This window comes from Gordonia sp. LMA167 (assembly GCF_058130025.1).
On the sequence record NZ_CM176708.1, the window covers coordinates 2,537,031 to 2,550,269 of the forward strand.

The following is a 13,239-nucleotide window of genomic DNA, read 5'->3' on the forward strand; positions in this document are numbered from 1 at the left end:
GCCCGCCCGTCGTGCACCGCACACCCCCCCGGCGAGCACGTGGCGCAGACGCACTCAGACGGTTGCGCGCTCGGCATCTCCCAGATCAGGAGCGGCAGTACTCGTTGCTGTGCGGGACCGACGTGCCTCGACAAAAGGGGACAGTACGGCGATCGCAACACCGAGCGCCGCGCAGACGCCCCAGATGGTGGCATATGCGGTGAAAGACGGGACCGCGTTCGCCTTTCCGGCAACCGTGGTGGTGGTCACCAACGTCGACATGATGAGTGCGAATACCGCGCCTGCCACCGACCCGGCGCCGGTCCGAGCACTGTTGTACACACCCGACGCTATCCCGACCGAATCCGCGGGTGCTCGCTCGACGATGATCGCGGGCACGACTCCGGCAAGTATCCCCGAGCCGAAGCCCACGCAGAAAAGCCATAGCGAGAAGACCAGTACATCGTTGTGGACAGCGATCATGGCGATGTAGGCAGCCGTGCTGAGCAGCGCACCGGCGGCGATTGCGTAGCGCGGGGTCAGCGCCCGGGCGATGCTGTCGCTGATGGTGGCGCCAACGAAGGCGCCGCCTGCCGCGATCGCCATGAGCAGACCGGCGACGGTTGCGGTTACCCCGAGGCCGTAGCCGTAAGCCGACGGATCGGTCCGTGAGAAGAGGGTGATCGGCGCCTGAGAACCGAACAGCTGGGCGCCGAGCAGCCCCGCGAGGACGATCGGGATGGTGAGGTGTCCGCGCCGGATCACGCGGAAGTCGATCAGTGGGTCGGTGGTGCGATTCTCGACGATTACGAATGCCGCCAGTGCGCATGCTCCGGCGACGATGCCGCCGATCACCAGCGGGCTGGTCCACCCGAGCGCGTTGCCGTTGGACACACCTCCGAGGAACATGAGCAGCCCGGTCGAGAGCAGAGCTGCTCCGGCCCAGTCGATCCGTCCTTCCTTTCGGATGGAGGTCTCCTTCACCAGGAACCGCGCGACGGGCACGCACACCAGCATCATGACGCCCGGAACCGCCAGGACCAGGGTGAGGTCATCAAGTCTTGTCATCAGCCAGCCCGAGAAGAAGCCGCCGACGATGGCTCCGATGGTCAGGGCTCCGATGAGGCGCCCGATGTTGCGACCCGCCCGCTCCGGGTCGCGCTGCCGGACGATGGCGAACTCCAACGGCAGGAATGCGATCAACGGTGCCTGCAGGCAGCGGCCGACGAGGAGGACGGCGAACGAGGGTGCGAAGGCGGCGAGTAGACAGCCGACGGCAACTGTGGCTGCCGACACGACCAGCATCTTGCGATGGCCGTAACGGTCGCCGAGCATGGCGATCACCGGTACGCAGGCGACGGACGCCAGCAGGAAGATTGCGTTCACCCAGTTCAGCGATGCGGCCGTGACGTCATGTTCCTCACCGATGCTCGTGAGCAGCGGTGGATACCACCCTTGTAGCAGACCACTACCGAACTCCATGATCACCAGGAATCCGACGACCGCAGAGGCACCGCTGCCGCGGTCTTTGGTTGCGGTTTTCTGCCAGGTGCTCATTTTTCCTCCACGTGTAGCCTGCGCCTTGCCGTATCGTCAGCCGTGCCGATCTTCGTCACAACAGGTGTCAGGAAAAGGTGCAGGATGTCCCATCCAAAACAGGATTCGGTGCGAGCAGAGTCGGATCTCCGGTTGATACACGCTCTGCAACTCGAACCACGAGCATCCTGGTCCGATCTCGGTAGGGCCCTCAGCACAGACCCGGTTGCGCTGGCCCGGAGGTGGCGCCGAATAACCGACGAAGGCCTGGCCTGGGTCACCGGTATCTCTGCCCTGGCCGCCTTCGCAGTGGTCGAGATCGAGTGCATGCAGGGCTGCGCCGCCCAGGCCGTGCGTGTGCTGGCCGAAGAATCGATCGTGCGCACGATCGATTACACGTCGGGCGGGCGTGACCTCGTGGCCGTGGTTGCGACAGCAGATCTTGACTCGCTCTCCGAGTTCGTCATCGACCGACTCGGCAACCAGCCATTGATCACCCGCGCACGGACCCACCTGGTCACCGAGGTGCTGGTGGAGGGCAGCGCGTGGAGGCCCCACGCGCTCTCGCCGTCGGAGGCGGCGCTCGTGCCGATGGCCAAGCTGCCCAGGGCTCGGGCGCCGAGGAACGTTTCCCCCGAGCTTCGTGCGGTCATTTTCGACGAACTGTATCGCGATGGCCGGGCGGCGGCGGGAGACATCGCCCTCAAGGCCGGCGTCAGCAACCAGCGCGTCACCGATGCGATTGCGACCATGCGCCACTCGGGTGAACTGCTGCTGAGGACGGACGTCAATCGCAGTTACACCGGGTGGCCGATCAACACGTGGTACTTCCTTCAGGTACCGGCATCGTCCATCGCGACCCTAGGAACTCGACTGTCGAAGCTCTCCGAGGTTCGGCTCGCGGTCACCAGTGCAAGTATCTACAACGTGATCATGAACTTGTCGGTTCGTGATCTCGCGGACGTGAATCGCTTCGAAGCCCTGCTCGAGACGGCTCTCTCCGGCGCCCGCGTAGCCGACCGTGCCGTGGTCGTGCGGCAAGCGGTTCATCTGGGGCATCAGCTGGACGGAACCAGGGAATCGGCCGGGCCTGACGATGTCTGATCGCTTGATCAGATTGGGGCCGAGCAACTTTCACTTCCTGCGGTCGATCGACAGGCAACTCCGATGAAGTGGAGCCGTCGGTTGGCAGAAGGCTGTGGGGCTGTTCGACGTCGGGGCGCCCAAAGCCGGATGCGCTGAGCACACGAAACAGCGAACACGGTCCACTCCGACCGGAGGGACCGTGTTCGCTGTCTTCGCGTCAAATCTGTCGGCAGAGCCGGAGCGTCACTCGACGCCTGCTGCGCTCAGGCTGTCGAGCCGCTGCAGCATCTGCAGGCGTGGTGCCTCGAGTTCCGAACCAAGGGCTTCCTCGATCACACGGCAGGCCCGCAGCACCTTGGCCTCGGAATGGGCCGGTCCGATGACCTGGACACCGACGGGCATACCGTCCACATAGCCGCACGGTACGGTCACCGCGCACGTATCGGTCATATTGACCATGCCCGTGAAGGTCGTTCCGTTCTGCGGCAGTACATACGGCTCGCGCCACTCATCCGGGATGAGCGGTGCATATTCGGCCATCGTCGGGGTGAGAATCAGGTCGTACCTGTCGAACAAGGTGTCGAAACTTTGCTGCATGCGATTCCGCTCGAGGATGGCGTCCTGGTACTGCTCCAGGGTGACCGGCCCCCGTGCACCCGGCCGGAGGTGGGGACTGAGCTGCTCCGGATCGACGGCCGCGAGCCGCGCGAGGGCCTCCGGCGTTTCCAGCGGCGTCTTCGGGGTGTTCGCATACATGGCGCGCCCGAGGATCATCGTCGTGAAGGTGTCGAAGGAGTAGGGCAGGTAAATCGGATCCTCGTCCACAGTCGCCCCGCCGTCTTGAAGCAGCATTGCCGCGCGCCGACCCAGTGCAACGAGCCGCTCGTCCTTGACAGTGACGTGACCGAGATCGCCCGACCACACGGTCCGCATCCCTTCGACACCCCGGTCCAGGGATGCGAGGAACGGTCCACGTGGTACTCGCGAGAGTCCGCTGTAGTCCAGGTAGTCGTAAGCCGCGATGGCGTCCAGCATGAGGGCCGCGTCGCGGACGTCGCGAGCGATCGGGCCCAGGCTGGAGTGCGGACCACCGCCGAGTACGCCGTGGGCGGAGACGATGCTGCGCGTCGGCTGGACGCCGACGACGCCACACTGGGCGGCCGGGATGCGGGTCGAGCCGCCACCGTCAGAACCCACCGACAGCGGGATCAGTCCCGCGGCCACTGCGGCGGCGGAACCGCCGCTGGACGCTCCCGGGACCCTGGTGAAATCGTAGGGGTTCACGGTCTCACCCCATGTGGGGTTCGCGTTGCGCGGGTGGCTGCAGAACTCGGGCACGTTGTTCTTGCCGACGACGATGGCACCGTTGTCCCGCAGCAGCCTCGTCACTGTGGCGTCCTCGGTCGGGTAATGATCAGCCCAGGCGGCGGACCCCGCGGATGTCAGCACCCCCTTCGTCGCAATGATGTCCTTGAGGCCGACCGGGATTCCCGGGAGCAGCCCGCTCGCTTCCCCGCGCGCGAATGCGTCGTCGGACTTGCGGGCCTCGTCCATCGCCGCTTCGGCCAGAACGGTTATGAAACTGTTGATGGCCGGATCAATCGATTCGATCCGGTCAAGGCAGTGGCGCACATATTCCGACGGGCTGACCTGGCCGCTGCGATACCACTCGATGACCTGCCAAGCCGGCTGATAATCGAACTCGTGGCGGGGGATTGACATGGGGAGACCTTCTTTCCTGCTGGGTTCGTCGTTGACCGTTTGCCACGGCGTCCCACTATGACCGAGTCGGTCATATTGACCGACTCGGTCAAACTTGCTCTGATGTGTCAGAGTTGTCAACAGCTCGACAGCCCGAAGCCGGGCTCGTTACAGGACGTTAACCTCGTCCGCGTAACCGAGATGGAGGAAGCGATGGTCGGCACAGCAAAGACGTCGGGTGCGCTGCGCCGCGCGCCCGAGAGTGAGCTGCCCACCGCGTGGGAGCAACGTCGACAGCGCGCTGCGGCCGGGATCGAACACGCCGCGCTGAGTCTGTTCACCAAGCGTGGCTACCAGGCCGTGACCGTAGAAGACGTCGCCGCAGCGGCAGAGTGTTCGATTCGCACGGTGACTCGGCACTTTCCGATGAAAGAGGACCTTCTGCTGGCATTCCATCGACGGAAGGATCAGATGATCCTCGATGAGCTCGCGCTTCTCGAGCCGACGTCAGAGCCGATTGCCGCCATTTGGAATGTGTGGACGAACCTGGCCGAGCGGCACTCGGCAGAATTGGACGAATACATCCAGTGGATGAGGGTTGCCGCAGCCGCGCCGGAGGTGATGGACCGAGCGAACGGGGCAAGTCAGAGGAATATCCAGGCGGCTCTGACGGGCATCGTTGCCCGCTCGCTCGGCGTCGACCCGGGTTCCGACGCCAGGCCACGGCTCCTCGCGGCGGTGGTCGCATCCGCGAACTTCGCACTAGTCCGTTACTGGGTAGACCGCGGCGGCGTGGACGACCTCATCGCGTTGTACGAATCCGCAGCGGATGAGCTCTGCGAGTTCCGCGTCTAGCCGGGGCGATCGCGAGGGGATCTACGATCGTGGGCCGACCATCGACGAAGCGTTCGCGCTCGCCGATGACTGAACTGTTCCACCCGGCGGTCGAGTAGCCGAGGTGCGTCGCCACCGGAGCGGTTCCCATCCGGTCCCTGAGGAGGTCCGGAGCGCTAGCGGAGGGCCGTCACGAAGGGGCAAAGGTCGCGGGGTCTCGATACGCTCCTCACTCTGTTCGTCGCTACTCGACCAGCGGAGGGGTTCCGCTCCTCACTCTGTTCGTCGCTACTCGACCAGCGGAGGGTTCCGCTCCTCACTCTGTTCGTCGCTACTCGACCAGCGGAGGGGGGTTCCCGTCCGGTTCCCTGAGGAGGTCGCTGGTCGAGTAGCCCGAGGCGCTAGCCGAGGGCGTATCGAGACCCGCGTAAACGCCGCGGCCCCATCACATGTCCGCGGTCTCCCGTCGCTCGACCAGAAACGCGCCGATCTGCCGGGCGACCTCGGCGGGTTGATCGAGCATCGACAACACGTAGGCGTCGTCGATCTCTGCGTACCGTGCGCCGGGAATCAGTGCGGCGAGACGCCGTCCGTGGTCGGGCGGCATCACCCGGTTGTCCGACCAGAGCACCAGCGTGTCGCCGTCAAAGTGGCGCAGCGCCTCGGTGTCGCGGATCAACTCGTCGCCGACAAGAGCTGTCGCGGTGTACTTCTCCAGATCCCGGCGCACCTCTGGATTGGTCAGCGACGGTGTGGTCCAGCGGCGGGCGAGTGCATCGGAGATGGGGCGACGGGTCATCCAGCCGAACAGTGGGGGCGTTCGGCGTAGCCAGCCGATGCGGATCTGTCTGGCGGCCAGCGCGATCCCGCCGGGCAGTTTCGTTGCGAGGGTGGCCATCCGGCCGGGCAGGCCGGGTGGGAAGTTGTCGAAGGCTTCGCAGGGCAGGACAACCATCGCGCCCACTCGTTCGTCGCGACCGATTGCTGTCAGGAACAGGCCTCCACCCCAATCGGCGTGGACGACAGTCGCATCGCGCAGGTCGAGCGCCTCGAGGAAGTCGGCCAACAGGTGTGCCTGCCCGGTCAGGGAGAGGTCGGCGTCGGGATTCATCGGTACGCGGTGCCCACCCAGCGGCAGGATGGGGCGAAGGTAGCGGAAACCTTTGGGCAGCAGGGGCAGCGTGCTGTCCCAGAGGGATTCGTCCATGAACAAGCCGTGCAACAGGACCACTGGTGGGCCCGACCCGTCCTCGGCGTATTCCAGCGGACCTGCGGGGAGTTGGACCTGTCGCATGCTGACCTCCAGAGGGATTAGAACGGTTGCTCTAGAATGGTCACTCTAGAGCAATTGTTCTACGATGGCCAGATGCGGACAGATGAACGGATCGTGGTGGCGATGGGCGAGCTGTTGCGGCGCCAGGGCTACGCGGCGACGGGCATCAAGCAGATCGTGGACGCTGCCGGCGCGCCGATAGGTTCGGTGTATCACCACTTCCCGGGTGGCAAGCGCGCGGTGGCAGAGGCCGCGTTACGGCAGTCCGCGGCCGCTTATGCCGAGCTGGTGATGTCGCTGCTGGCGCCCTACGACGATCTCGCCGAGGGGATCGAGGTCGCGTTCAACGCCGCCGCCGAGGACATCGAGCAGACCGGGTGGGCCAACATGTGCCCGGTCGCCACGGTCGCCGGGGAGGTGGCCGACGCGGAGCCTGAACTGCGGGAGGTGGCTGCCGAGGTGTTCGACTCGTGGATCGTCGGTGGTGCAGCGTTGTTTCGGGAGCGGGGGCTGTCGGCGGACGACGCGAGATCCTTGATCGTCGCGCTCGTGGCCGCACTGGAAGGAGCGTTCGTGCTGGCCCGAACCCTGCGATCGGCGGACCCGCTGACCGCGGCCGGCGGGAGTGTGGCGGCGTACGCGCGGACGATGATGCGTGCGAGCGTGACCCCGGTGCGTGGGGAGTGAGCTTGCTTGCGTGAACCCCGTCCCGCGAGCGTGACCCGATCCCTGAGGAGCGAGCTTGCGAGCGTGACCCGATCCCTGAGTCTGAGGAGCGAGCTTGCGAGCGTCACGAAGGGTCGGCCCTTCGTGACGCTCGGCTGGCGCCTCGCTCCTCAGGGACCGGTTGTAGGCTGCTGCGCCTCGCTCCTCAGGGACCGGTTGTAGGCTGCTGGTGCGATGGATCAGTGGCGCGGGGGCCGGGGCCATATCCGATTTCACGAACACGCTCAAGGGCCCAGTTGTAACTCGCTGCGCTGCTCCGGCGAGTTCAGATCCGGTCGAGGTATTCCTCGAGTTTCTCGGGAACCACCAACGGCGGCAGAGCGAATCGAAGCTGCGCGGCGATGTAGCGGTCCAGCGCGTACTCGGGTGCGAAGTGCCAGTGCTTGAGCGCCCATCCGTGGGCGAGCATCATCAGGTCGAACACCACCAGATCGGCGTCAACCTCGTTCATCAGGCCGGCCTCGACGCCCGCGCTGATCGCGTCACGCATCGGCGCCGACGTCTCGACCTCGAGTTCCTTGATACGTTCGCGCCCCGCGGCATCGAGTGTGCGGCTTTCTCGATAGGTCAGGACAACCGCGTCACGGTTCGCTTCCACGATGGTCGTGTACTGGCGGAAACCCGCGATGAGTCGCATCACCGGATCGTCACCGGCCTCGTCCATGGCGGGCTGCAGTTGATCGCGGAAGGTCTCGAGGATGTCGACGATCGCGGCGAGGAGGATGTCCTCCTTGCTGCCGAAATACTTGTAGAACAGTCCGACGCTGACGTCGGCCTCGTCGGCGAGCGCTTGCATCGACATCTGATGGAAGCCGGTGCGGCCCATGACCGCGACGGCGGCGTCGAGCAGTTGGCGACGGCGTGAAGACGCGCGCACTGCGCGTACCGCCTCGGCGACGTCGGTCGACGTCGTTGCTCCGGTGCTCCTCGACACCCCGGCACTCCTCGTCACGGCTGCAATCCTCTCAGATACCCAGGTCCTTGGCGACGATGGTCTTCATGATCTCCGTGGTGCCGCCGTAGATCGTCTGAATACGGGCGTCGACGAACGCCCGCGACACCGGATACTCGCGCATGTAGCCGTAACCGCCGTGTAGTTGCAGGCAGCGGTCCGCGGTCCGCACCTGCAGCTCGGTGGCCCACCACTTCAAGCGGGCCGCGCGCGCAGCCGTCAGTTCGCCTGCGACGTGTTCGGCGATGCAGTCGTCGAGGAAGGTCCGGGCGATGTCGAGTTCGGTGGCGAGCTCGGCCAGCACGAACTGGGTGTTCTGGAACGACGAGATCGGCGAGCCGAATGCGGTGCGTTCCTTCACGTAATCCAGTGTGCGCGCGAACGTGCCCTCGGCGGCGGCGACCGCGCCGATCGCCAGCGACAGGCGTTCCTGCGGAAGATTGTGGACGAGTTGGTAAAAGCCCGCACCTTCCTCGCCCAATCGGTTTGCCACCGGTACGCGCATATCGACGAACGACAGCTCGCTGGTGTCCTGGGCGTGCAGCCCGATCTTCTCGAGTTTGCGGCCGCGCTCGAATCCGGGGGTGTTTGCCTCGACGACGAACAGCGTCAGGCCCTTGTGTTTGTCCGGGCCGGTGCGGGTGGCGACGACGAACAGGTCCCCGTTGCGGCCGTTGGAGATGAAGGTCTTCGACCCGTTCACGATGTAATGGTCGCCGTCGCGCACCGCCGATGTCCGGATACCGGTCAGATCGCTGCCGGCGCCGGGTTCGGTCATCGCGATACCGAGGACCGTCTCGCCGGCCACCACGCCCGGGAGCCAGCGGGCCTTCTGCTCGTCGGTGGTCACCTCGACGAGATAGGGCAGCACCACGTCGTTCTGCAGCGAGAAGGCGATCGCTTCGGCGGCCGCGCCGGTCTTGGCGGTCTCCTCGATGACAATGGCGTTGTAGCGGAAGTCGTCGACGCCGGGCCCGCCGAACTCTTCGGGCACCGGAAAGCCCAGCAGACCGTTCTTTCCCGCTTCGGTGAACAGGCTTCGATCCCACAGACCCGCCTCCTCCCAGCTCTCGTGTGCCGGGGTGATCTGGTCGGCGACGAACTTCACGACGGTCTCGCGGAAATGCTTGTGCTCGATGTCGTGGGTGAGTGAGGTCATTGGGTTCTCCCTGATGGGCTTGTGGTGGAGGGGGTTTCGATTCGCGTCGGGCTCGCTGCGCTCGCTCGTCGCTACTCAACCAGCGGTGGGGTGGCGGGCTCGCTGCGCTCGCTCGTCGCTATTCAACCAGCGGTGGGGTGGCGGGCTCGCTGCGCTCGCGCATCACACTGAAACCAGCGGCGGGGCCCCGCTGGTCGAGTAGCCTCCGAGCCGCCAGGCGAGGCGGCGTATCGAGACCACCTGTGAGATTGTGGTCTCGATACGCGTCTCCTTCGTCGCCGCTACTCGACCAGCGGAATGGGGATGTTCAGCGGAAGGCGTTCTCGCCCGTGAACGCCTGGCCGAGCACGAGTTGATGCATCTCCGGTGTGCCCTCGTAGGTGAGCACCGACTCCAGGTTCACCATGTGCCGGATCACCGGGTACTCCAGCGAGATCCCGTTGCCGCCCAGAATGGTTCGGGCAGTGCGGCAGATCTTGATGGCCTCGCGGGTGTTGTTGAGTTTGCCGAAGCTCACCTGATCGGGCCGCAGGCCGACGGAGTCCTTCAATCGGCCGAGGTGCTGGGCCAGCAGTTGCCCCTTCTGCAGCTCGATCGCCATGTCGGCGATCTTGGCCTGCGTGAGCTGGAACCCACCGATGGGTTTGCCGAATTGTGTGCGCTGCTTGGCGTAGTCGACGGCCGCCTCCCAGGCCGAGCGCGCGGCGCCGATCGAGCCCCAGATGATCCCGTAGCGTGCCTCGGTCAAACTCGACAACGGGGCCTTGATCCCGTTGCCCTTGTGCAGGTCGTCGTTGCCGGGCATCAGCGCATCGGCCGGCAGCCGGACGTTGTCCAACACGATCTCACCGGTCGTCGAGGCGCGCAGGGAGAGTTTGTGTTTGATCTCCGGGGTGCTGACACCGGCCGTGTCGGTGGGCACGATGAACCCGCGGACACCGTTGTCGGTCTTGGCCCACACGACGGCGACGTCGGCGATGGGGGAGTTGGTGATCCACATCTTGCGTCCGTCGAGAATCCAGTCGTCGCCGTCGCGACGTGCGCGGGTCTTCATCGACGCCGGGTCGCTGCCGGCGTCAGGCTCGGTCAGCCCGAAGCAGCCGACGGTGGTGCCCTCGGCCATCGACGGCAGCCAGCGTTGCTTCTGTTCCTCGCTGCCGTTGTTGTAAATGGAGTACATCGCCAAGGAGCCCTGCACCGACACCATCGACCGTATTCCCGAGTCGCAGGCCTCCAGCTCCAGGCTCGCCAGGCCGTAGTGCACGGAACTCGCCCCGCCACAACCGTATCCGTCCAGGTGCATGCCGAGCACACCGAGTTGGCCGAATTGTTTGAACAGGTCGCGCGCGATGGGGATGCCGCCCTCCTCGAACCATTCGCCGATGGACGGCGTGACGTGCTCGGCGAGGAAGCCGCGCACGGAGTCCCGCACCGCGAGCTCGTCGTCGGAGTAGCCGAGGTCGAGATTGAGGGGGTCGAGGGCGGAGAACTTCGGGATGCTGGTCGTAGTGCTCATCGGGTGGCTCCTTGGGGGGTTTGTGGGGTGACGAACTCGCCGGCCGCCATCTCCGCGGCGGCGGATTCAGTTGCCTTGTAGTGAAGTTTCTTTCCGGTCGCCGAGACCGGCAGGGCGCCGATGAACCGATAGGCGCGGGGTCGTTTGAACTGCGACAGCATCGGGTGCGTGCGGCAGTACTCGTCAAGTGCCTCGGCGGAAGGCGACGCACCCTCGACCGGGAGGATATAGGCGACGACCACTTGGCCCCACCGGTCGTCGGGAACGCCGACGACCAGCGAGTCGGCCACATTCGGATGGCTGTTGAGTGCCTCTTCGACCTGAACCGGGTGTACGTTCTCGCCGCCGGAGATGAGCATGTCGTCCTTGCGGCCGACGATGGTGAGGAACTCGTCGCGGTCCCAGGTGGCGAGGTCGCCGATGTGTAACCAGCTGCCCCGGTATTTGGCCTTCTCCTGGGCAGGCGAGTCATAGTAGGCCACAGCACACTTCGGTGATCGGATGATGACCTCGCCGACCTCGTTGCCGTCGCGGGACACCACGTCGTCGGGGCTCGCGAGCTGCCCGTCATCGTGCACCTTGACCACCCGGACGTCGTCGTCGATGCAGGCCCGCCCCGCGGTGCCGGCATGGTCGGGGAGGTCGGTGGGGCGCAGGAAGGTGTTCCAGAATCCCTCGGTGCTGCCGTAGCCGTTGAAGATCCGCGGCGTCAGTACCTGCTGATATCGCAGTGTCGCCTCGCGCTCCAGCGGCGCGCCCATCGTGACGATGCCGCGCAGGCTGGACAGGTCGCGCGGGTTGGCTTCCTGGGCGTTGGCGAGCATCGCGAGGTTGGTGGGTGCGCCGATCAGGAACGTCAGGCGGTACCTCTGCACCCAGTCCAGCGTCTGCTCGGGATCGAACGTCCGCATCGGTACGAGTGACGAGCCCAGGTAGAAGGTCGGATTCGGTCCCGCACAATACAGTCCGCCACGGTGGAACCAGGGCGTCATGTTCAGCGTCCGGTCCTCCGGGGAGAGGGGGAAGTGCATGATCACGTCGTGCGCCGAGAAGATCTCGATGGCGCTGTTCATCGGGACCGCCTTGGGCATCCCGGTGGTCCCCGACGTATAGAGGCGGGTGGTCTCGTCGAAGACTGTCCGTGTCGGCGTGGGCAGCGCGGTATCGGACCGTAGGTCGGCGAAGCGCAGGGATGTCGGCCCGTCGACGAGGTCGCCGTCGCCGACGCCGACGAGCACGTCCGGGGTGTGGTCGGCGCGGGCGATCGCTCCGGATACCACCGCGGTCAGATCGGTGTCGTAGACGTAGACCTTCGGCCGGCTGATGTCGAGGATGACCGCGGTCTCGCCGGCTGCGAGGCGGAAGTTCACCGGAGAGCCCACCACCCCCGCGGCCTGGGTGGCCAGGTAGAGCTGGGCGAACTCGGGTCCGTTCAGCAACTGGTAGGCCACCACATCGCCGTCGTTCACGCCTCGTTCGCGGAGGGCGGCGGCGACGGAGTCGACCGCGCGCCCCAGCTGGGCGTAGGTCCATTCGGTGTCGGTGAGCGGGTCGATCATGGCGACTGCGTCGGCATACCGTGCGACGTTGCGCCGGAAGCCGTTCAGGTAGGTGAACTCGTTCTCGAAGAAGGTCCGGTACTGGTGCGCGTCGTACACGTAGGGTGCGGTGTCGGTGGGGCTCATGGCAGGTCTCCGATGATCTGGTATGCCGACCGGTCAGCCGGCCATGGTGAGGCCGCCGCTGACGCTGATCACCTGGCCGGTGATGAACGATGCCGCGGGCGAGGCGAAGAACAGGACAGGCGCGGCGACCTCGTCGGGACGGGCGAGCCGACGGAACGGGATCGCCTTGACGAGTGCCTCTTTGAGCTTGTCGGACTGCGCCTGGAACAAGGGTGTGTCGGTGGGGCCGGGGCAGACCGCGTTGACGGTGATCTGGTGACGTGCCATCTCGCGCGCCAACGACTTGGACAGCGCGATGACGCCGCCCTTGGCGCCCGCATAGATCGATTCGCCGGAACTGCCGACGCGGCCGGCATCGGAGGCGAGGTTGATGACCCGGCCTCCCTGCCAGTAGTCGCTCGTGGATGCCTCGACCATGCCGGGGAGGAAGGCGCTGGCCATGTGGACCGGTCCGAGATAGTTGATCGCCACCACCTTCTCGGCGAATTCGGTTGTCGCGTTGAGGAACTGATCGGTGCGGTCCCAGCCGGCGGCGTTCACCAGGATGTCGGGGACACCGACCTCCGCGTTGACCGCGTCGCGCAGCGCGTCGACCGTGGCGCGGTCGGCGACGTCGACACTCATCGGGATGATCTTCGCGCCGGCCTCGGCGGTCTGCTTGGCCGCGTCGAGGTTCAGGTCGGCGGCGATGACGGTGGTGCCCTGCTCGGCGAAGGCCAGTGCGATGGCCTTACCGATGCCGGACCCGGCGCCGGTGACGACTGCGATGCTGTTGCTGTTCATGGTGTTTCC

Annotated in this window: 11 protein-coding genes; 3 read left to right on the forward strand and 8 right to left on the reverse strand. The window is 65.8% G+C overall.

The genetic code is table 11. From position 1 onward, the window contains the following. Nucleotides 1–54: 54 nt before the first annotated feature. Nucleotides 55–1,536: an MFS transporter gene (locus ACVT6V_RS11430; RefSeq protein WP_489899854.1), complete on the reverse strand. Its 1,482-nt coding sequence runs from the start codon at nucleotides 1,534–1,536 to the stop codon at nucleotides 55–57. Nucleotides 1,537–1,620: 84 nt separating this feature from the next. Between ACVT6V_RS11430 and ACVT6V_RS11435 the strand changes: the two genes are divergently transcribed. Next, on the forward strand, nucleotides 1,621–2,619 hold the full coding sequence (locus tag ACVT6V_RS11435; protein WP_489899855.1) for an Lrp/AsnC ligand binding domain-containing protein: 999 nt from the start codon (nucleotides 1,621–1,623) through the stop codon (nucleotides 2,617–2,619). 225 nt (nucleotides 2,620–2,844) lie between these two features. On the opposite strand, the gene ACVT6V_RS11440 is transcribed toward ACVT6V_RS11435, so the two are convergent. Beyond that, nucleotides 2,845–4,323 (reverse strand): amidase, encoded by a 1,479-nt coding sequence (locus tag ACVT6V_RS11440; protein WP_489899856.1) that lies wholly within the window; start codon nucleotides 4,321–4,323, stop codon nucleotides 2,845–2,847. A 57-nt stretch (nucleotides 4,324–4,380) separates the two neighbouring features. Here ACVT6V_RS11440 and ACVT6V_RS11445 point away from each other — a divergent pair, with 57 nt between their 5' ends. Continuing rightward, nucleotides 4,381–5,157: a TetR/AcrR family transcriptional regulator gene (locus tag ACVT6V_RS11445; RefSeq protein ID WP_489899857.1), complete on the forward strand. Its 777-nt coding sequence runs from the start codon at nucleotides 4,381–4,383 to the stop codon at nucleotides 5,155–5,157. A gap of 424 nt (nucleotides 5,158–5,581) precedes the next feature. Here the strand turns inward: ACVT6V_RS11445 and ACVT6V_RS11450 are convergent, their stop codons facing one another. Then, a complete protein-coding gene (locus tag ACVT6V_RS11450; RefSeq protein ID WP_489899858.1) occupies nucleotides 5,582–6,430 on the reverse strand; it encodes an alpha/beta fold hydrolase in 849 nt (282 codons plus the stop codon). A 72-nt stretch (nucleotides 6,431–6,502) separates the two neighbouring features. Here ACVT6V_RS11450 and ACVT6V_RS11455 point away from each other — a divergent pair, with 72 nt between their 5' ends. Beyond that, nucleotides 6,503–7,096, forward strand: coding sequence for a TetR/AcrR family transcriptional regulator (locus ACVT6V_RS11455; protein WP_489899859.1), 594 nt, complete (start codon nucleotides 6,503–6,505; stop codon nucleotides 7,094–7,096). Between the two features lie 304 nt (nucleotides 7,097–7,400). Here ACVT6V_RS11455 and ACVT6V_RS11460 read toward each other — a convergent pair whose 3' ends face one another. The 5 genes from ACVT6V_RS11460 to ACVT6V_RS11480 all read right to left on the reverse strand — a co-directional run bounded on the left by ACVT6V_RS11460 (nucleotide 7,401) and on the right by ACVT6V_RS11480 (nucleotide 13,230). Beyond that, complete coding sequence (locus tag ACVT6V_RS11460) at nucleotides 7,401–8,069, reverse strand: TetR/AcrR family transcriptional regulator (protein ID WP_489899860.1); 669 nt, start codon at nucleotides 8,067–8,069, stop codon at nucleotides 7,401–7,403. Nucleotides 8,070–8,100: 31 nt separating this feature from the next. After that, nucleotides 8,101–9,246: an acyl-CoA dehydrogenase family protein gene (locus ACVT6V_RS11465; RefSeq protein ID WP_489899861.1), complete on the reverse strand. Its 1,146-nt coding sequence runs from the start codon at nucleotides 9,244–9,246 to the stop codon at nucleotides 8,101–8,103. A gap of 307 nt (nucleotides 9,247–9,553) precedes the next feature. Beyond that, nucleotides 9,554–10,762 (reverse strand): acyl-CoA dehydrogenase family protein, encoded by a 1,209-nt coding sequence (locus ACVT6V_RS11470; RefSeq protein ID WP_489899862.1) that lies wholly within the window; start codon nucleotides 10,760–10,762, stop codon nucleotides 9,554–9,556. Next, nucleotides 10,759–12,447, reverse strand: a complete 1,689-nt coding sequence (locus tag ACVT6V_RS11475) for a class I adenylate-forming enzyme family protein (protein ID WP_489899863.1) — start codon at nucleotides 12,445–12,447, stop codon at nucleotides 10,759–10,761. Before ACVT6V_RS11475 ends, ACVT6V_RS11470 begins: the two co-directional genes overlap by 4 nt. Nucleotides 12,448–12,480: 33 nt before the next feature. Next, entirely contained in the window at nucleotides 12,481–13,230 is a 750-nt protein-coding gene (locus tag ACVT6V_RS11480; protein ID WP_489899864.1) for an SDR family NAD(P)-dependent oxidoreductase, read from the reverse strand. Nucleotides 13,231–13,239: the final 9 nt, after the last annotated feature.

Coding starts and splice junctions, on each gene's coding strand:
- ACVT6V_RS11430 (WP_489899854.1), bottom strand. CDS start 1,536: ATGAGCACCTGGCAGAAAACCGCAACCAAAGACCGCGGCAGCGGTGCC.
- ACVT6V_RS11435 (WP_489899855.1), top strand. CDS start 1,621: ATGTCCCATCCAAAACAGGATTCGGTGCGAGCAGAGTCGGATCTCCGG.
- ACVT6V_RS11440 (WP_489899856.1), bottom strand. CDS start 4,323: ATGTCAATCCCCCGCCACGAGTTCGATTATCAGCCGGCTTGGCAGGTC.
- ACVT6V_RS11445 (WP_489899857.1), top strand. CDS start 4,381: ATGACCGAGTCGGTCATATTGACCGACTCGGTCAAACTTGCTCTGATG.
- ACVT6V_RS11450 (WP_489899858.1), bottom strand. CDS start 6,430: ATGCGACAGGTCCAACTCCCCGCAGGTCCGCTGGAATACGCCGAGGAC.
- ACVT6V_RS11455 (WP_489899859.1), top strand. CDS start 6,503: ATGCGGACAGATGAACGGATCGTGGTGGCGATGGGCGAGCTGTTGCGG.
- ACVT6V_RS11465 (WP_489899861.1), bottom strand. CDS start 9,246: ATGACCTCACTCACCCACGACATCGAGCACAAGCATTTCCGCGAGACC.
- ACVT6V_RS11470 (WP_489899862.1), bottom strand. CDS start 10,762: ATGAGCACTACGACCAGCATCCCGAAGTTCTCCGCCCTCGACCCCCTC.
- ACVT6V_RS11475 (WP_489899863.1), bottom strand. CDS start 12,447: ATGAGCCCCACCGACACCGCACCCTACGTGTACGACGCGCACCAGTAC.
- ACVT6V_RS11480 (WP_489899864.1), bottom strand. CDS start 13,230: ATGAACAGCAACAGCATCGCAGTCGTCACCGGCGCCGGGTCCGGCATC.